This window comes from Enterobacter sp. BWH64 (genome assembly GCF_001037645.1).
GTDB classification, from domain to species: Bacteria; Pseudomonadota; Gammaproteobacteria; order Enterobacterales; family Enterobacteriaceae; genus Enterobacter; species Enterobacter hormaechei_C.
The window spans coordinates 16,507-35,937 of sequence record NZ_KQ089922.1; the positions used below are offsets into that span (position 1 = coordinate 16,507).

Annotated in this window: 14 protein-coding genes and 4 tRNA genes; 1 reads left to right on the plus strand and 17 read right to left on the minus strand. The window is 53.6% G+C overall.

Going from position 1 to position 19,431, the window contains the following annotated elements:
- Nucleotides 1–96 precede the first annotated feature (96 nt).
- From rpoC to SK50_RS00155, 13 genes are all read right to left on the minus strand, one after another.
- Nucleotides 97–4,320, minus strand: coding sequence for a DNA-directed RNA polymerase subunit beta' (gene rpoC / locus SK50_RS00095; RefSeq protein ID WP_017384083.1), 4,224 nt, complete (start codon nt 4,318–4,320; stop codon nt 97–99).
- A 76-nt stretch (nt 4,321–4,396) separates the two neighbouring features.
- Nucleotides 4,397–8,425 carry a DNA-directed RNA polymerase subunit beta gene (gene rpoB, locus SK50_RS00100; RefSeq protein ID WP_015569976.1) on the minus strand — a complete coding sequence of 1,343 codons (4,029 nt, stop codon included), beginning with the start codon at nt 8,423–8,425 and terminating at the stop codon, nt 4,397–4,399.
- Nucleotides 8,426–8,744: 319 nt separating this feature from the next.
- A complete protein-coding gene (gene rplL, locus SK50_RS00105) occupies nt 8,745–9,110 on the minus strand; it encodes a 50S ribosomal protein L7/L12 (RefSeq protein ID WP_002445276.1) in 366 nt (121 codons plus the stop codon).
- A 66-nt stretch (nt 9,111–9,176) separates the two neighbouring features.
- Nucleotides 9,177–9,674 (minus strand): 50S ribosomal protein L10, encoded by a 498-nt coding sequence (rplJ, locus tag SK50_RS00110; protein WP_003862338.1) that lies wholly within the window; start codon nt 9,672–9,674, stop codon nt 9,177–9,179.
- A 289-nt stretch (nt 9,675–9,963) separates the two neighbouring features.
- Complete coding sequence (rplA, locus tag SK50_RS00115) at nt 9,964–10,668, minus strand: 50S ribosomal protein L1 (RefSeq protein WP_006810530.1); 705 nt, start codon at nt 10,666–10,668, stop codon at nt 9,964–9,966.
- Between the two features lie 3 nt (nt 10,669–10,671).
- Complete coding sequence (gene rplK, locus SK50_RS00120; RefSeq protein WP_003862340.1) at nt 10,672–11,100, minus strand: 50S ribosomal protein L11; 429 nt, start codon at nt 11,098–11,100, stop codon at nt 10,672–10,674.
- 156 nt (nt 11,101–11,256) lie between these two features.
- Nucleotides 11,257–11,802, minus strand: a complete 546-nt coding sequence (gene nusG, locus SK50_RS00125) for a transcription termination/antitermination protein NusG (RefSeq protein ID WP_003862341.1) — start codon at nt 11,800–11,802, stop codon at nt 11,257–11,259.
- A 1-nt stretch (nt 11,803) separates the two neighbouring features.
- Complete coding sequence (secE, locus tag SK50_RS00130; RefSeq protein ID WP_003862342.1) at nt 11,804–12,187, minus strand: preprotein translocase subunit SecE; 384 nt, start codon at nt 12,185–12,187, stop codon at nt 11,804–11,806.
- A 227-nt stretch (nt 12,188–12,414) separates the two neighbouring features.
- Nucleotides 12,415–13,599: an elongation factor Tu gene (gene tuf, locus SK50_RS00135; RefSeq protein WP_022651945.1), complete on the minus strand. Its 1,185-nt coding sequence runs from the start codon at nt 13,597–13,599 to the stop codon at nt 12,415–12,417.
- A gap of 118 nt (nt 13,600–13,717) precedes the next feature.
- Nucleotides 13,718–13,793: transfer RNA gene (locus tag SK50_RS00140), tRNA-Thr, on the minus strand.
- A 6-nt stretch (nt 13,794–13,799) separates the two neighbouring features.
- Nucleotides 13,800–13,874 (minus strand) — tRNA-Gly (locus SK50_RS00145).
- 116 nt (nt 13,875–13,990) lie between these two features.
- Nucleotides 13,991–14,075, minus strand: a tRNA-Tyr gene (locus SK50_RS00150).
- An 8-nt stretch (nt 14,076–14,083) separates the two neighbouring features.
- A tRNA-Thr gene (locus SK50_RS00155) sits at nt 14,084–14,159 on the minus strand.
- A 317-nt stretch (nt 14,160–14,476) separates the two neighbouring features.
- Between SK50_RS00155 and coaA the strand changes: the two genes are divergently transcribed.
- A complete protein-coding gene (gene coaA, locus SK50_RS00160; RefSeq protein WP_015569977.1) occupies nt 14,477–15,427 on the plus strand; it encodes a type I pantothenate kinase in 951 nt (316 codons plus the stop codon).
- Nucleotides 15,428–15,470: 43 nt separating this feature from the next.
- On the opposite strand, the gene dppF is transcribed toward coaA, so the two are convergent.
- From dppF to dppB, 4 genes are read right to left on the minus strand one after another with little or no spacing between them, the layout of a single operon-like run.
- Nucleotides 15,471–16,484, minus strand: a complete 1,014-nt coding sequence (dppF, locus tag SK50_RS00165; RefSeq protein ID WP_017383568.1) for a dipeptide ABC transporter ATP-binding subunit DppF — start codon at nt 16,482–16,484, stop codon at nt 15,471–15,473.
- Nucleotides 16,481–17,464 (minus strand): dipeptide ABC transporter ATP-binding protein, encoded by a 984-nt coding sequence (gene dppD, locus SK50_RS00170; protein ID WP_045333501.1) that lies wholly within the window; start codon nt 17,462–17,464, stop codon nt 16,481–16,483. The genes dppF and dppD overlap by 4 nt, the downstream gene beginning before the upstream one ends.
- A gap of 10 nt (nt 17,465–17,474) precedes the next feature.
- Complete coding sequence (dppC, locus tag SK50_RS00175; RefSeq protein ID WP_045338310.1) at nt 17,475–18,377, minus strand: dipeptide ABC transporter permease DppC; 903 nt, start codon at nt 18,375–18,377, stop codon at nt 17,475–17,477.
- Nucleotides 18,378–18,386: 9 nt separating this feature from the next.
- The gene (gene dppB, locus SK50_RS00180) at nt 18,387–19,406 is read right to left on the minus strand and encodes a dipeptide ABC transporter permease DppB (protein ID WP_006810536.1); all 1,020 of its coding nucleotides are present in this window, start codon (nt 19,404–19,406) and stop codon (nt 18,387–18,389) included.
- Nucleotides 19,407–19,431: the final 25 nt, after the last annotated feature.

The following is a 19,431-nucleotide window of genomic DNA, read 5'->3' on the forward strand; positions in this document are numbered from 1 at the left end:
AACCCGCCGAGGCGGGTTTTTTATTGTCGGGTGGCGCTACGCTTACCCGACCTGTGATTCATATGCCCGGTAATTTTACCTACCGGGCATCAACGATTACTCGTTGTCGGAACCGCCCAGACCTGCGTTCAGCAGTTCTGCAAGGCTCGCGGATGCATCTTCGGCAGTCACCTGCGGTGCAGCTGGCAGTTCGCCCGCTGCGCGACGACGCATACGATCCTGGTGGTACGCATAACCGGTACCGGCCGGGATCAGACGACCCACGATAACGTTCTCTTTCAGACCGCGCAGTTCATCACGTTTACCTGCAACAGCCGCTTCGGTCAGGACACGAGTGGTTTCCTGGAACGATGCAGCAGAGATGAAGGACTCGGTTGCCAGAGACGCTTTGGTGATACCCAGCAGATCGCGTGCGAAGGTCGCACCGATTTTGCCGTTCGCTTCCAGATCGCGGTTAGCGATCTTAACGCGTGAGTATTCAACCTGCTCGCCTTCCAGGAAGTCGGAGCTGCCCGCGTTTTCGATGGTTGCTTTACGCAGCATCTGACGAACGATAACTTCAATGTGTTTATCGTTAATCTTAACGCCTTGCAGACGGTATACGTCCTGTACTTCGTTAACAATGTAACGGGTAACAGCATGCACACCACGCAGACGCAGGATGTCGTGCGGCGCTTCTGGACCATCGGAAACCACGTCACCACGTTCTACGCGTTCACCTTCGAACACGTTGAGCTGACGCCACTTAGGAATCATCTCTTCGTACGGCTCGCTGCCATCTACTGGCGTAATAACCAGGCGGCGCTTACCTTTGGTCTCTTTACCGAAGGAGATGATACCGCTGATTTCAGCCAGGATCGCAGGCTCTTTCGGACGACGTGCTTCGAACAGGTCCGCAACGCGTGGCAGACCACCGGTGATGTCCTTGGTACCGCCGGATTCCTGAGGAATACGCGCCAGGGTGTCACCAGAGCTGATCTGTACGCCATCTTCCAGCTGTACAATCGCTTTACCCGGCAGGAAGTACTGCGCAGGCATATCGGTACCAGGGATCAGAACGTCGTTGCCCTGAGCATCAACGATTTTCAGTGCAGGACGCAGATCTTTACCGCCGGTAGTACGTTCAGCAGAATCCAGAACCACCAGAGAAGACAGACCGGTCAGCTCGTCGGTCTGACGAGTAATGGTCTGGCCGTCGATCATGTCAGTGAAGCGGATGAAACCACTTACTTCGGTGATAACCGGCATGGTGTGTGGATCCCAGTTTGCAACGGTTTCACCGCCAGCAACCTGCTCGCCATCACCTTTCGCCATAACCGCACCGTAAGGCACTTTATAGCTCTCTTTGGTACGACCGAATTCGTCGATCAGCTTCAGCTCGGTGTTACGGGAAGTGATAACCAGTTTACCGCTGGAGTTCACAACCGACTTCGCGTTGCTGAGCTTGATGCTACCTTTGTTTTTCACCTGGATGCTGGATTCAGCAGCCGCACGAGATGCCGCACCACCGATGTGGAACGTACGCATCGTCAGCTGTGTACCCGGCTCACCGATGGACTGTGCCGCGATAACGCCGATAGCCTCACCTTTGTTGATGATGTGGCCACGCGCCAGGTCACGACCGTAGCAGTGCGCACACACACCAAAGTCGGTGTCACAGGATACAACGGAACGCACTTTCACGGAGTCAACAGAGTTCGCTTCCAGCAGGTCACACCACTGTTCGTGCAGCAGGGTGTTGCGTGGAACCAGAATGTCTGCGGTGCCCGGCTTCAGAATGTCTTCCGCGGTCACACGACCCAGTACGCGATCGCGCAGCGGCTCTTTAACATCACCACCCTCGATAACCGGGGTCATGGTGATACCTTCGAGGGTGCCACAATCGTCTTCGGTGACGACCAGATCCTGCGCAACGTCAACCAGACGACGCGTCAGATAACCGGAGTTCGCCGTTTTCAGTGCGGTATCCGCCAGACCTTTACGCGCACCGTGCGTGGAGATGAAGTACTGGAGTACGTTCAGACCTTCACGGAAGTTCGCGGTGATTGGCGTTTCGATGATGGAGCCATCTGGCTTCGCCATCAGACCACGCATACCTGCCAGCTGACGAATCTGTGCCGCAGAACCACGCGCACCGGAGTCGGCCATCATGTAGATGCTGTTGAAGGAGACCTGCTGCTCTTCTACGCCGTCACGGTTAATCACGGTTTCGGTTTGCAGGTTATCCATCATCGCTTTAGATACACGATCGTTCGCCGCAGCCCAGATATCGATAACTTTGTTGTAACGTTCGCCTGCGGTTACCAGACCAGACTGGAACTGCTCCTGGATCTCAGCAACTTCAGCTTCCGCTTCAGAGATGATCTCGTGTTTCTTCTCTGGGATGACCATGTCATCGATACCAACAGATGCACCTGAACGCGCTGCATAAGCAAAGCCGGTGTACATTGTCTGGTCAGCGAAGATAACGGTCGGCTTCAGACCCAGAATGCGGTAACAGGTGTTCAGCATTTTGGAGATCGCTTTCTTGCCCAGCGCCTGGTTGACGATGGAGAAAGGCAGACCTTTCGGTACGATCATCCACAGAATGGCACGGCCAACGGTCGTGTCTTTCAGGCTGGTGTGCGCAACGAACTCGCCGTTTTCATCTTTTTCGTATTCGGTGATACGCACTTTAACGCGCGCATGCAGAGAGGCCAGGCCAGCGCGATAAATACGCTCAGCTTCTTTCGGGCCAGTCAGCACCATGCCTTCGCCTTTGGCGTTAACACAGTCACGGGTCATGTAGTACAGACCCAGTACAACGTCCTGAGAAGGAACGATGATAGGTTCACCGTTCGCTGGAGACAGGATGTTGTTGGTAGACATCATCAGCGCACGCGCTTCGAGCTGGGCTTCCAGCGTCAGCGGTACGTGAACAGCCATCTGGTCACCATCGAAGTCGGCGTTATAGGCCGCACAAACCAGCGGGTGCAGCTGGATCGCTTTACCTTCGATCAGGACTGGCTCAAAGGCCTGGATACCCAGACGGTGCAGAGTTGGTGCACGGTTCAGCAGTACCGGGTGTTCGCGGATCACTTCGTCCAGGATATCCCAAACGACAGCTTCTTCACGCTCAACCATTTTCTTCGCGGCTTTGATGGTGGTGGCGAGGCCACGCAGTTCCAGCTTGCCGTAGATGAACGGTTTGAACAGCTCCAGTGCCATTTTCTTCGGCAGACCGCACTGATGCAGACGCAGGTATGGACCTACGGTGATTACAGAACGACCGGAGTAGTCAACACGCTTACCGAGCAGGTTCTGACGGAAACGACCCTGCTTACCTTTGATCATGTCGGCCAAAGATTTCAGAGGACGTTTGTTAGAACCGGTGATCGCACGACCACGACGACCGTTATCCAACAGGGCATCGACTGCTTCCTGAAGCATACGTTTTTCGTTGCGTACGATGATGTCCGGCGCAGCCAGATCCAGCAGACGTTTCAGACGGTTGTTACGGTTGATCACGCGACGGTACAGATCGTTCAGATCCGACGTTGCGAAACGACCGCCATCCAGCGGAACCAGCGGACGCAGATCTGGCGGCAGAACCGGCAGAACGGTCAGGATCATCCACTCTGGTTTGTTACCAGACTGAACGAACGCTTCCAGCAGTTTGATACGCTTGGTCAGCTTTTTACGCTTGGTTTCGGAGTTGGTTTCGTTCAGCTCTTCGCGCAGAGTTTCACACTCTTGCTCCAGATCCATGCTCTTCAGCAGGGCCTGGATAGCTTCCGCACCCATCTTCGCGTCGAATTCGTCACCGAACTCTTCCAGCGCGTCCAGATACTGTTCTTCGGTCAGGATCTGGTTACGTTCCAGATTGGTCATCCCGCCTTCGATAACCACATAAGATTCGAAGTACAGAACACGTTCGATATCGCGCAGCGGCATATCCAGCAGCAGACCGATACGGGACGGCAGAGATTTCAGGAACCAGATGTGAGCGGTCGGAGACGCCAGCTCGATGTGGCCCATACGCTCACGGCGTACTTTGGTCTGGGTCACTTCAACGCCGCACTTCTCACAGATCACACCACGGTGTTTCAGGCGCTTGTACTTACCGCACAGGCACTCGTAATCTTTTACTGGCCCGAAAATACGCGCACAGAAAAGGCCGTCACGCTCAGGTTTGAACGTACGGTAGTTAATGGTTTCCGGCTTTTTAACTTCACCGAAAGACCATGAACGGATCATGTCTGGCGAAGCCAGAGCAATTTTGATCGCATCAAACTCTTCGGTTTTAGTTTGCGCTTTCAGAAACTTTAATAAGTCTTTCACGGATTTGCTCCCGTCGGAGTTAGCACACTCTGCTGTCGGGCGTTAACCCGACAGCAGTGACCTGTTTGAGCGAGAATTACTCGTCTTCCAGTTCGATGTTGATACCCAGCGAACGAATCTCTTTCAACAGTACGTTGAAGGATTCTGGCATGCCCGGTTCCATCTGATGGTTGCCGTCTACGATGTTCTTATACATCTTAGTACGACCGTTCACGTCATCAGACTTAACGGTGAGCATTTCCTGCAAGGTGTATGCTGCGCCGTATGCTTCCAGCGCCCACACTTCCATCTCCCCGAAGCGCTGACCACCGAACTGAGCCTTACCACCCAGCGGCTGCTGAGTAACCAGGCTGTAAGAACCGGTAGAACGAGCGTGCATCTTGTCGTCGACCAGGTGGTTCAGTTTCAGCATGTACATGTAACCTACGGTTACCGGACGCTCGAACTGTTCACCGGTACGGCCGTCAAACAGCGTAATCTGGCCAGACGTTGGCAGACCACCCAGTTGCAGCAGCTCTTTAATTTCAGCTTCTTTTGCACCGTCGAATACCGGCGTTGCAATTGGCATACCTTTGCGCAGGTTCTCTGCCAGACGCAGCACTTCTTCATCGCTGAAGGTGTTCAGGTCGACTTTCTGACGAACGTCGGTACCCAGATCGTAGGCACGCTGGATGAACTCGCGCAGTTTCGCGACTTCCTGCTGCTGTTTCAGCATGGCGTTGATCTTATCGCCGATACCTTTCGCAGCCATACCCAGGTGGGTTTCCAGAATCTGACCGATGTTCATACGAGACGGTACGCCCAGTGGGTTCAGTACGATATCTACCGGCGTACCGTTAGCATCGTGCGGCATATCTTCGATCGGGTTGATCTTAGAGATAACACCCTTGTTACCGTGACGACCTGCCATCTTATCACCAGGCTGGATCTGACGTTTAACAGCCAGATACACCTTAACAATCTTCAGCACGCCTGGTGCCAGATCGTCGCCCTGAGTGATTTTGCGGCGTTTCGCTTCGAGTTTTTTCTCGAACTCGTGTTTCAGTTCGTCATACTGCTCAGCCAGCTGTTCCAGCTGATTCTGTTTCTCTTCGTCGGTCAGGCCCAGTTCCAGCCAGCGATCGCGTGGCAGTTTGTCGAGCTTCTCAGCTTCAACGCCACCGGCAACCAGCACCGCATAGATACGGCTGAACAGACCTGCTTCGAGGATTTGCAGTTCTTCAGACAGGTCTTTCTTAGCCTGTTTGAGCTGCATCTCTTCGATTTCCAGCGCACGCTTATCTTTCTCAACGCCGTCACGGGTGAAGACCTGAACGTCGATAACCGTACCGGAAACACCGTTTGGTACGCGCAGAGAAGAGTCTTTAACGTCAGACGCTTTCTCACCGAAGATAGCACGCAGCAGTTTCTCTTCTGGCGTCAGCTGGGTTTCGCCTTTCGGCGTGACCTTACCAACCAGAATGTCACCGCCGGTCACTTCCGCGCCGATGTAAACAATACCGGATTCATCCAGTTTAGAGAGCGCAGCTTCACCCACGTTCGGGATGTCAGCGGTGATCTCTTCTGGCCCCAGCTTGGTGTCACGGGACACACATGCCAGTTCCTGAATGTGGATGGTGGTGAAACGATCTTCCTGAACCACACGCTCGGAGACGAGGATGGAGTCTTCGAAGTTGTAACCGTTCCACGGCATGAACGCTACGCGCATGTTCTGACCGAGCGCCAGTTCACCGAGATCGGTGGACGGACCGTCTGCCAGCACGTCGCCGCGCTCAACTGGCTCACCCAGAGATACACATGGCATCTGGTTGATACAGGTGTTCTGGTTAGAACGGGTGTATTTGGTCAGGTTGTAGATGTCGATACCCGCTTCGCCCGGATACATCTCGTCTTCGTTAACTTTGATAACGATACGGGATGCGTCAACGTACTGAACGGTACCGCCACGCTTAGCAACTGCTGTAACACCAGAGTCAACGGCAACAGCACGTTCCATACCGGTACCAACCAGCGGCTTATCAGCACGCAGAGTTGGAACGGCCTGACGTTGCATGTTCGCACCCATCAATGCACGGTTGGCGTCATCGTGTTCCAGGAACGGGATCAGGGACGCACCGACGGATACCACCTGCTGGGTGGATACGTCCATGTAGTCAACCTGGTCGCGGCTGAACAAGCTGGATTCGCCTTTGCTACGGCAGGTAACCAGATCTTCTACAAAGTGGCCTTCGTCATCCAGGTTGGAGTTCGCCTGAGCAATAACGTAGTTGCCTTCTTCGATAGCAGACAGGTAATGAATTTCGTCAGTAACAACACCGTCGGTCACTTTACGATACGGGGTCTCGAGGAAACCGTATTCGTTCGTCTGTGCGTACACGGACAGGGAGTTGATCAGACCGATGTTTGGACCTTCAGGCGTTTCGATTGGACATACGCGACCGTAGTGAGTCGGGTGTACGTCTCGAACTTCAAAGCCTGCGCGTTCACGGGTCAGACCGCCTGGGCCGAGTGCGGAGATACGACGTTTGTGCGTGATCTCAGACAGCGGGTTGTTCTGGTCCATGAACTGAGACAGCTGGCTGGAACCGAAGAACTCTTTCACTGCCGCAGAAATCGGCTTCGCGTTAATCATATCCTGAGGCATCAGGGTATCCAGATCGCCCAGAGACAGACGCTCTTTCACCGCACGCTCTACACGTACCAGGCCAACGCGGAACTGGTTTTCCGCCATTTCGCCTACGGAACGGATACGACGGTTGCCGAGGTGGTCGATATCGTCCACTTCGCCTTTACCGTTACGGATATCGATGAGCTTCTTCATCACTTCAATGATGTCGTCTTTGCTCAGGATACCGGAACCTTCGATCTCGTCGCGCAGCAGAGAACGGTTGAACTTCATACGACCAACCGCGGACAGATCGTAGCGGTCTTCGGAGAAGAACAGGTTCTCGAACAGGCTTTCAGCCGCTTCGCGAGTTGGTGGCTCACCAGGACGCATCATGCGGTAGATTTCGACCAGCGCGCTCAGACGATCGTTGGTTGGGTCGACGCGTACAGTCTCAGAGATGTACGGACCGTGGTCCAGATCGTTGGTGAACAGCGTTTCGATACGTTTGTGGCCAGACTGGCTCAGCTTAGCCAGCAGATCCAGGCTCAGCTCCATGTTCGCCGGGCAGATCAGCTCGCCAGTTGATTCATCAACGTAATCTTTCGCGGCTACTTTTCCTGCAATGTATTCAACCGGAACTTCGATGTGTTTGATATCATCTTTTTCCAGCTGGCGGATGTGGCGCGCGGTGATACGGCGACCTTTTTCCACATACACTTTGCCGTCGGCTTCGATGTCGAACGACGCGGTCTCACCACGCAGACGTTCCGGCACCAACTCCATCTGCAACTTGTTGTCGCGGATTTCAAAGATCACTTTCTCAAAGAACAGGTCCAGGATCTGCTCAGTGGTATAGTTCAGTGCACGCAGAATGATGGTTGCAGGCAGCTTACGACGACGGTCGATACGGACAAACAGGTTGTCTTTTGGATCGAATTCGAAGTCCAGCCATGAACCACGGTAAGGAATGATGCGTGCGTTATACAGTACTTTACCGGAAGAGTGCGTTTTACCTTTATCGCTGTCGAAGAAGACGCCCGGGCTACGGTGCAGCTGGGAAACGATAACACGCTCAGTACCGTTGATAACGAAAGTACCGTTGTCCGTCATGAGTGGAATTTCACCCATGTAGACTTCTTGTTCTTTAATGTCTTTTACGGTGCCTTCCGGCGCTTCGCGCTCGTAGATCACCAGACGCAGTTTTACGCGCAGCGGTGCGGAATAGGTCACGCCACGGATCTGACATTCCTGAACGTCAAACACCGGTTCGCCAAGGCGGTAGCTGACGTACTGCAGCTCGGAATTACCGCTGTAGCTCTGAATCGGGAACACGGAACGGAAGGCTGCTTCCAGGCCGTACTGCCCTTCAGGATCTTGCTCGATAAACTTCTGGAACGAGTCAAGCTGGATAGAAAGGAGATATGGAATGTCCAGAACTTGTGGACGTTTACCAAAATCCTTACGAATACGTTTTTTCTCGGTATAGGAGTAAACCATAGGGTTCCTCAGCTCGCTGACAAGTCGACCCATCTGCCCGACGAAGGGACAGTTTGTGCAACACCATTTTGTGGACCGGAAAATTGAATACTTTCCGCAATACCTGTTGCTATCACGCTTAAACCATTTCATTGCGATTTACACAGAGCGAGCACCCTGTCGCAGTATATTAAGTCGTCGATAGAAACAAGCATTGTCAGGACAACCAGCAGTCAAACAGTGTGAAATGCTGCTGATGCCTTACAGCGCAAAAAGGCTGGTGACTAAAAAGTCACCAGCCATCAGCCTAATTGCTTAGGCTGCAACCAGAAAAGTTGGCTTATTTAACTTCAACTTCAGCGCCAGCTTCTTCCAGAGATTTTTTCAGTGCTTCTGCGTCGTCTTTGCTCACGCCTTCTTTCAGCGCAGCTGGAGCAGATTCTACCAGGTCTTTAGCTTCTTTCAGACCCAGGCCAGTTGCGCCACGTACTGCTTTGATTACAGCAACTTTGTTCGCGCCAGCAGCTTTCAGAATTACGTCGAATTCAGTTTTTTCTTCAGCAGCTTCAGCCGGGCCCGCAGCTACAGCTACAGCAGCAGCAGCAGAAACACCGAATTTTTCTTCCATTGCAGAAACCAGCTCTACAACGTCCATTACGGACATAGCTGCTACTGCTTCAATGATTTGATCTTTAGTGATAGACATTTAAATTGTTCCTGAAAATCAGAATAAGTTTATACGTAAGCAAATGCTTTATAAAGATAACTGCGATTAAGCAGCTTCTTTCGCATCGCGTACAGCAGCCAGAGTGCGAACCAGTTTGCCAGCCGCAGCTTCTTTCATGGTTGCCATCAGGCGTGCAATTGCTTCTTCGTAGGTCGGCAGGGTTGCCAGGCGATCGATTTGCGATGCCGGGATCAACTCACCTTCAAAGGCTGCAGCTTTGACCTCAAATTTTGCATTCGCTTTCGCGAACTCTTTGAACAGACGAGCAGCAGCGCCCGGGTGTTCCATAGAGTATGCAATCAGGGTCGGACCAACAAACGTGTCTTTCAGGCACTCGAACTGAGTACCTTCAACTACGCGACGCAGCAGGGTGTTACGAACAACACGCATGTATACGCCAGCTTCACGACCTGCTTTACGCAGTTCAGTCATTTTGTCTACAGTAACGCCACGGGAATCCGCAACTACTGCAGACAGCGCGCCTTTGGCTACTTCGCTGACTTCAGCAACAATCGCTTGTTTGTCTTGAAGATTTAAAGCCATTAGCTTTGCTCCTGGATGTTTGCCGGAACTCATGTTCCGGAACTCACTTCACTCGACCCAACGGGAAGAGCGTCTTAATACGGTGAGCAGAAACAAGCCAGAGTATTTAAAATAATCTTAGCGTTCTGTCACCGTCTACGCAGGGGATTAAGTTTCTTGCGAAACACCTGCGGTCTTCGACGGAGGCCTGGATAGGCCAGGCTCCAACGAACAATTCTTTTAGCCGCTAACTTTTGTTAGCAAACGTGGGGGTAAGATTGTAGACAAAATCACCGCCCACGTAAAGGCATTAGTTTGCAGCAGCGCTCAGGCCAGCCTGGTCAACTGCAACACCTGCACCCATGGTGGTGGAGATGCTAACTTTCTTGATGTACACGCCTTTCGCCTGAGTTGGTTTTGCTTTTTTCAGCGCAACCAGCAGAGCTTCCAGGTTTTCTTTCAGTTTGTCAGCGTCAAAGTCCACTTTACCGATGGTGGTGTGGATGATGCCGTTTTTGTCGTTACGGTAACGAACCTGACCTGCTTTAGCGTTCTTAACCGCTTCAGCAACGTTAGGCGTTACAGTACCCACTTTCGGGTTTGGCATCAGGCCGCGTGGACCCAGAACCTGGCCCAGCTGGCCAACAACGCGCATTGCATCTGGAGAAGCAATAACAACGTCAAAGTTCATTTCGCCTTTCTTGATCTGATCAGCCAGATCTTCCATACCTACCAGTTCAGCGCCGGCAGCTTTAGCAGCTTCAGCGTTTGCACCCTGAGCAAATACAGCTACGCGTACGGAACGGCCAGTACCGTGTGGCAGTACAGTTGCGCCACGAACGTTCTGATCGGATTTACGAGCGTCGATGCCCAGGTTAACGGCAACGTCAACGCTTTCAACGAACTTAGCAGTTGCCAGTTCTTTCAGCAGAGCGATAGCTTCGTTGATGTCGTACTGTTTGGTCGCATCAACTTTGTCACGGATCACGGACATGCGCTTGGTCAGTTTAGCCATTTCTTAGTCCTCCACTACCAGGCCCATGGAACGTGCAGTACCTTCGATGGAGCGAGTCATCGCTTCAATGTCGGAACCAGTCATGTCGGCAGCTTTGGTCTGCGCGATTTCCTGCAACTGAGCGCGGGAAATTTTACCCACTTTGTCTTTGTTCGGCTTACCGGAACCAGACTTGATGCCCGCTGCTTTCTTCAGCAGAACTGCTGCTGGAGGGGTTTTGGTAACGAAAGTGAAAGAACGGTCAGCGTAAACAGTGATTACAACTGGGATTGGCAGACCTTTTTCCATGGATTCAGTTTTGGCGTTGAACGCTTTACAGAATTCCATGATGTTCACACCCTGCTGACCCAGAGCTGGACCAACTGGTGGACTTGGGTTCGCCATACCTGCTGCAACCTGCAGCTTGACGTAGGCTTGTACTTTCTTAGCCATTCTAAAATCCTCTGATTGGGTAATAACGCCTCGGAGAGGCTCCCCGTGAATAAAATTCGTTTTACGGGCCGGGGCCCATAAAAACAAAAGGCGCGAAATTGTATTCCAATCTCGCGCCCTGTGCAACGATTAAATCGTCGCTTTTTTGATCGCTGCTTAGGCTTTTTCTACCTGAGCAAAGTCCAGCTCTACCGGGGTCGCACGACCAAAGATAGAAACGGAAACTTTCAGGCGGGACTTCTCGTAGTCCACTTCTTCGACGACGCCATTGAAGTCAGCAAACGGACCGTCGTTAACACGAACCATCTCACCCGGTTCAAACAGCGTTTTCGGACGCGGTTTATCACCAACCTGCTGGAGGCGGTTCATAATCGCATCAACTTCTTTGTCGCTGATTGGCGCCGGACGGTCAGATGTGCCGCCGATAAAGCCCATCACGCGTGGTACGCTGCGCACCAGGTGCCAGCTCGCGTCGTTCATCACCATCTGAACCAGCACGTAACCCGGGAAGAATTTACGCTCGCTTTTGCGACGTTGGCCGCCACGGATCTCAACCACTTCTTCGGTCGGAACCATAACTTCGCCAAATAACTCTTCCATATTGTGTAATTTGATATGCTCACGCAGCGACGTAGCTACGCGGCCTTCAAAACCGGAAAACGCCTGAACGACGTACCAGCGCTTTTTAGGGGCTTCAGACATCTCAGAACCTCAGGCCAGTGATAAAGGATACCAGGCGAACCAGAATACCATCCAGTCCCCACAGGATCAGTGACATTACAGCGGTTACCGCCGCTACAATCAGCGTGGTGTGCAATGTTTCCTGGCGAGTCGGCCAAATGACCTTGCGGACTTCGGTACGCGCTTCGCGGGCAAACGCAACGGTCGCTTTGCCTTTCGTCGTCAACAGCGCGACACCACCCGCCGCAGCAATCAGAATTACCACTGCAAGCGCGCGTAGCGGCAGCATCATGTCACGATAAAGATAGTTGCCGACAATCGCCACAATCAGCAGCACGGCTACAACTACCCATTTCATCGCTTCCAGGCCGCGCCCGCTCCCTTGAGCTTCGGTATTCGCACTCATAAACCAACCTGTCAGAAGTATTCTACAAACATTTTCACCCCGCGTGTGCGAGGCAAACCAATCGAAATGCTATTCGCTTTTCGTATTATACGCTCTCCGCAGAGCCTGTCTCAGCAATGATTATGACAAAATTAATCACTGATGAGCCAGGTTCTGATGTGAAAGCGTGCAAAAAGGGCATCAAATGATGCCCTTTTATTGCGCATTGCGTCAAATGTTATCAGCGATTAGCCGAGAACTTTAGCAACAACGCCCGCGCCAACGGTACGGCCGCCTTCACGGATTGCGAAACGCAGACCGTCGTCCATCGCGATTGGGTGGATCAGCGTCACAACCATCTTGATGTTGTCGCCTGGCATTACCATCTCTACGCCTTCTGGCAGTTCGATGGTACCGGTCACGTCAGTTGTACGGAAGTAGAACTGTGGACGGTAGCCTTTGAAGAACGGAGTATGACGGCCGCCTTCGTCTTTGGACAGAATGTACACTTCAGATTCGAACTTGGTGTGTGGCTTGATTGAGCCTGGCTTCGCCAGAACCTGACCACGTTCGATTTCTTCACGTTTGATACCACGCAGCAGAACACCAACGTTCTCACCAGCACGGCCTTCGTCCAGCAGTTTGCGGAACATTTCAACGCCAGTACAGGTAGACTTCGCAGTCTCTTTGATACCAACGATTTCAACTTCTTCACCAACTTTGATGATACCGCGCTCTACACGACCGGTAACAACGGTACCACGACCGGAGATGGAGAATACGTCTTCGATTGGCAGCAGGAATGGCTTGTCAATCGCACGCTCTGGTTCTGGGATGTAAGAATCCAGGTAGCCAGCCAGTTCGATGATTTTCTCTTCCCACTCTGCTTCGCCTTCCAGCGCTTTCAGCGCGGAACCACGAACGATTGGAGTGTCGTCGCCTGGGAAATCGTACTGAGACAGCAGTTCACGAACTTCCATCTCTACCAGTTCCAGCAGCTCTTCGTCATCAACCATGTCGCATTTGTTCAGGAACACGATGATGTAAGGAACGCCTACCTGACGACCCAGCAGGATGTGCTCACGGGTCTGAGGCATAGGGCCGTCAGTCGCAGCAACAACCAGGATCGCGCCGTCCATCTGCGCAGCACCGGTGATCATGTTTTTAACATAGTCGGCGTGGCCTGGGCAGTCTACGTGTGCGTAGTGGCGAGTCGGGGTGTCATACTCAACGTGAGAGGTGTTGATGGTGATACCACGAGCTTTTTCTTCTGGTGCGTTATCGATCTGGTCGAAAGCACGAGCAGCACCGCCGTAGGTTTTAGCCAGTACGGTAGTGATTGCAGCGGTCAGCGTTGTTTTACCATGGTCAACGTGGCCGATAGTACCGACGTTAACGTGCGGTTTTGTACGTTCAAACTTTTCTTTAGACATCGATTGTCCCTCTAAGACACGGATAAATCGGTGATATCACCACATCAACCAGGCGAAAATGCCTGAACTGTTGAATACATTTACATTGAAACAGAGAGAAAGGGAGGGAGAAGTGAAGTGGTGCTGATACCCAGAGTCGAACTGGGGACCTCACCCTTACCAAGGGTGCGCTCTACCAACTGAGCCATATCAGCACGTATTGGAGCGGGCAGCGGGAATCGAACCCGCATCATCAGCTTGGAAGGCTGAGGTAATAGCCATTATACGATGCCCGCATCCTGAAACTCGGCTACCCAGTTCTTTCTGTAACAAAAAAAGAGATTTCTCTCTTTTCTGTTCGAGCTGGTCAATTTTTCCAACCAGCTCCGGCGGCGTTGTCGCTGCCAGAAAGTGGTGGTGGGGGAAGGATTCGAACCTTCGAAGTCTGTGACGGCAGATTTACAGTCTGCTCCCTTTGGCCGCTCGGGAACCCCACCGGACTTGATGGTGCCGACTACCGGAATCGAACTGGTGACCTACTGATTACAAGTCAGTTGCTCTACCTACTGAGCTAAGTCGGCATCAAGTAGCGCGCATTCTATGGAGACCTGCGCAGTCATGCAACTAAAAAATTGCATAAAACGTTCTTTCGCTCACATTTTATTCGAAACCAGGGCTAACCGCTGTAAATTCATCCGCTCACGGTTAAAAATTCAACATGAACGCCTGATTTCGGCACGCTATAGCCCCAGGTGATGCCTGCCCGGTTAAGCATCGCTTTCCCATATTTTTTCTTATTATTCCTCTCATCTGGTGTTAACCTCCTGCCCATTGTCCAAAATTAACTATGTGATGAGCCCGCACCCGCCGTTTCGTGATGGTTCACAGAAGCATGCTTATGAGCAAAAAAGAGCAAACGTTAATGACGCCCTATCTTCAGTTTAACCGTAGCCAGTGGGCAGCCCTGCGTGACTCCGTCCCTATGACACTGACGGAAGGTGAAATCGCACGGCTAAAAGGGATAAACGAAGATCTCTCCCTGGAAGAGGTGGCAGAAATCTATCTCCCCCTTTCTCGCTTGCTTAACTTCTATATCAGCTCCAATTTGCGCCGTCAGGCCGTACTGGAACAGTTCCTCGGCACGAACGGTCAACGTATTCCTTATATCATCAGTATTGCGGGCAGCGTGGCAGTGGGTAAAAGTACCACCGCGCGCGTGCTACAGGCGCTGCTGAGCCGCTGGCCGGAACACCGCAGCGTGGAGCTGATCACCACCGACGGCTTCCTGCATCCCAACGAGGTGTTGAAAGAACGCGGCCTGATGAAAAAGAAGGGCTTCCCGCTCTCTTATGATATGCACCGCCTGGTAAAGTTTGTTTCAGATCTAAAATCGGGTGTACCTCACGTTACCGCGCCGGTTTACTCGCATCTGATCTACGACCGCATCCCGGATGGCGACAAAACGGTTGTGCAGCCCGACATCCTGATTCTGGAAGGCTTAAACGTCCTGCAAAGCGGGATGGATTATCCTCACGATCCGCATCATGTGTTTGTCTCTGACTTTGTCGATTTCTCAATTTATGTCGATGCGCCGGAAGATTTGCTGCAACGCTGGTATATCAACCGCTTCCTGAAGTTCCGCGAAGGCGCGTTCACCGACCCGGATTCCTACTTCCACAACTACGCCCAGCTCTCTGAAGAAGAGGCTATCAGCGTGGCGACCGGGCTGTGGAATGAGATCAACTACGTCAACCTCAAAGAGAACATCCTGCCGACGCGCGAACGCGCAAGCCTGATCCTCACCAAGAGTGAGAAACACGCCGTCGACCAGATTCGTTTACGGAAGTAGACCTCAGACGTAAAAAAAACCGGCTTAACGCCGGTTTTTTTATTTATGCCTGCGGCTTTTCGCCGTTTTCATCCTGATCGACCGCGAAGCAGGCCACCAGCTGTCCGCCATAATCCTTCAGCTGTGGCTGCAACTGCGTGCACGGGCCGAAGCGGCGACGGCAACGGGCGTTGAACGCACATCCCGGCGGTGGGTTCAGCGGGCTTGGCAACTCGCCGGTCAGCTTAATGCGCTCCCGGCGGTCATCCGGGTTCAGTCTCGGCGTTGCAGACAGCAGCGCCTGGGTATACGGATGACGCGGGTTAGTAAAGATCTGATCTTTCGTCCCCTTCTCCACGCAGCGTCCCAGATACATCACCATCACCTCATCGGCAATGTGCTCAACCACGGACAGGTCATGGGAGATGAAGACGTACGACAGCCCAAGATCCTGCTGTAAATCCATCATCAGGTTAAGCACCTGCGCACGAACGGACACGTCAAGCGCTGAGACCGGCTCATCGGCAATCACCACGTCCGGGTCAAGCATCAGCCCACGGGCGATGGCAATACGCTGACGCTGACCGCCAGAGAACATATGCGGATAGCGATCGTAATGCTCGGTTTTAAGCCCCACCTTCGCCATCATCGCCAGCGCTTTTTCACGACGCTGCTCTTTGCTCAGATTGCTGTTAATCAGCAGCGGCTCTTCCAGAATTTGCCCAACTTTCTTCCGCGGATTCAGAGAGCCGTACGGGTTCTGGAATACGATCTGGATTTTCTGGCGGCGCAGCTTCTGCGCCTGCGGATCGTGCTTGAGCAGATCCTGGCCCTGATAGTAAAGCTCGCCGCCGGTTGGCGTTTCAATCATCGTCAGCAGACGGCCCAGCGTGGATTTTCCACAGCCCGACTCCCCGACGACCGCCAGCGTTTTACCGCGTTCAAGACTGAAGGAGACGCCGTCCAGCGCTTTTACCAGGCGCTCGGGGGCAAAAATCCCTTTCTTCACCGGGTAATGTTTTTTCAGGTCGATAGCCTGCAACAGCGGCTGTTGCGTGGTGGCCTCGTGCGTACTCATAGTGTTGGCCTCCCGGCATCATCGAGTGGGTAGTGGCATTTTGACTGCCGACCATCGGCCAGCAGATTCAGCTCTGGCTCCTCGGCGCGGCATTTGTCCGTCGCATACGGGCAGCGCGGATTCAGCAGGCAGCCCTGCGGACGGTCATATTTACCCGGAACCACACCCGGCAGTGACGCCAGACGCGCTTTGTCCTGGGCAAACTCCGGCAGCGCGCGCAGTAACGCCTGCGTATACGGGTGACGCGGCGCGCGGAAGATATCGTGCGAACTTCCGGTCTCCACCACCTGACCCGCGTACATCACGATGATTTTGTGTGCCGCTTCCGCCACCAGCGCCAGGTCGTGCGTAATCAGCACCAGCGCCATATTCTCTTTCTGCTGCAACTCCAGCAGCAGCTCGATGATTTGCGCCTGGATGGTCACGTCCAGCGCGGTAGTTGGTTCATCCGCAATCAGCAGTTTTGGTCGACAGGCAATCGCCATGGCGATCATCACGCGCTGGCTCATCCCGCCGGAAAGCTGGTGCGGGTAAACGTCCAGACGCGATGCCGGGTCAGGTATCCCCACCTGGTTCAGCAGATCGATAGCACGCTGGCGACGGGTTTTCTTATTCCCGCCCTGATGCACCTTAATGGCTTCCATAATCTGGAAACCGACGGTGTAGCATGGGTTCAGGCTGGTCATGGGGTCCTGGAAGATCATCGCCACTTCCGCGCCCACCAGCTGGCGGCGCTGTTTTTCGGAAATGCGCTTCAGATCCTGACCGTTGAACTCCAGATTTTCCGCCATCACGCGGCCGGGGTAGTCAATCAGCCCCATAATCGCCAGCGAACTCACTGACTTACCGGAGCCCGACTCTCCTACAATCCCGACCACTTCGCCCTGATTAACGCTGTAGCTGATGCGGTCCACGGCGCGAAACGGTGTGCCTTCGTCGCCAAAGTGCACGGATAATTTATCTACATTTAATAACGCCATCTCGTGCCTCTTACTGCTTCAGTTTGGGATCAAGTGCATCACGCAGACCGTCACCCATCAGGTTAAATGCCAGCACCGTCAGCAGAATCGCCAGACCCGGGAAGGTGACGACCCACCAGGCGCTTTGCGCGAACTGCAACACGTCGGAGAGCATGGTGCCCCACTCCGGTGTTGGCGGCTGCGCACCCATGCCAAGGAAGCCAAGAGCGGCCATATCAAGAATGGCGTTAGAGAAACCGAGCGACGCCTGAACAATCAGCGGCGCAAGGCAGTTTGGGAAGATATTGATAAACATCTGACGCATAGCACCGGCACCCGCCACGCGAGAGGCGGTAACGTAGTCGCGGTTCACTTCCACCAGCACCGCCGCACGGGTCAGACGCACGTAATGCGGTAGCGCAACAAACGTCAGCGCAAGCGCGGCGTTACCAATCGACGGACCAAAGATCGCCACCAGCACCAGCGCCAGCAGCAGGCTTGGCAATGCCAGCATAATGTCGACGACGCGCATGATGATGTTATCAACAATGCCGCCGAAGTAGCCCGCCACGAGGCCGAGTACGATCCCCATGATCAGCGACAGTACGACAACGAGGCAGCCAACCAGCAGCGACAGGCGTGCGCCGTACATCAGGCGCGACAGCACATCGCGGCCCACGTCGTCGGTGCCCAGCAGGTGCGCCAGGCTTCCGCCGTCCTGCCATGCGGGAGGTGCCAGCAGCGCATCGCGGAACTGATCAGCCGGGTTATACGGCGCAAGGAAGTTCGCAAACACCGCAATCAGGATCATGATGGAAACATACACCAGCCCGACGACCGCGCCTTTGTTGCGCTTGAAGTAGTGCCAGAACTCCTGCATCGGCGTCATTGGCACCGGTGCGGTGACCACTTTATTTTGAGTAACTTGTGACATGATGGCCCCTTACTTCTTATGACGAATACGCGGGTTCACCACGCCGTACAGCAAATCGACCAGCAGGTTGACGAGGATAATCATCGTCGCGACCAGCAGTACACCGCCCTGCACAACCGGATAGTCACGGCGTTGCAGCGCATCAATCAGCCAGCGTCCAAGACCCGGCCAGGAGAAGATGGTTTCGGTCAGGATCGCCCCCGCCAGCAGCGTACCGACCTGCAAACCGATAACGGTTACCACCGGCAGCATAGCGTTACGCAGGGCATGAATGATGATGACGCGCATACGGGTCAGGCCTTTAGCGCGGGCAGTACGAATATAATCCTCGCCCAGCACTTCCAGCATGGAGGAACGGGTCATACGCACGATCACCGCCAGAGGGATGGTGCCCAGCACCATTGCAGGCAGGATCATGTGCGCAACCGCATCAATGAAGTTGCCCTCTTCGCCCCAGATCGCCGTATCAATCAGCATAAAGCCGGTTAACGGGTTGGTGTCGTCAAGGAAAACCATGTCGCTGACGCGTCCGGAGACCGGCGTCAGGTTCCACTGCACCGAGACCAGCATGATCAGCATCATGCCCCACCAGAAGATAGGCATGGAGTAGCCGGTCAGTGCCAGGCCAACAGCGGTGTGGTCGAAAATAGAGCCACGCTTAACGGCAGCCAGTACGCCAACGGGGATCCCTACCGCGGTCGCGAAGATCATGGCGCAGATACCGAGTTCCAGCGTCGCTTTAAAGCGCGGCACGAACTCGTCCCACACCGGAAGACGGCTTTTCAGTGAAATCCCTAAATCGCCGTGCAACACGCCCCAGATATAGTGGAGATACTGCTGCCACATCGGCTTATCAAGGCCGAGTTCAGCCAGCAGTTGCGCATGACGTTCAGGGGAGATACCACGCTCGCCCGCCATAATCATTACCGGGTCACCCGGGATCATATGGACGAAGGCAAAAGTGAGAAGGGTGATACCGATAAACGTCGGGATAACCAGTCCCAGACGTCGGAGGATGAACTGCAACATAACCCGGATTCTCTCTGATGACGCA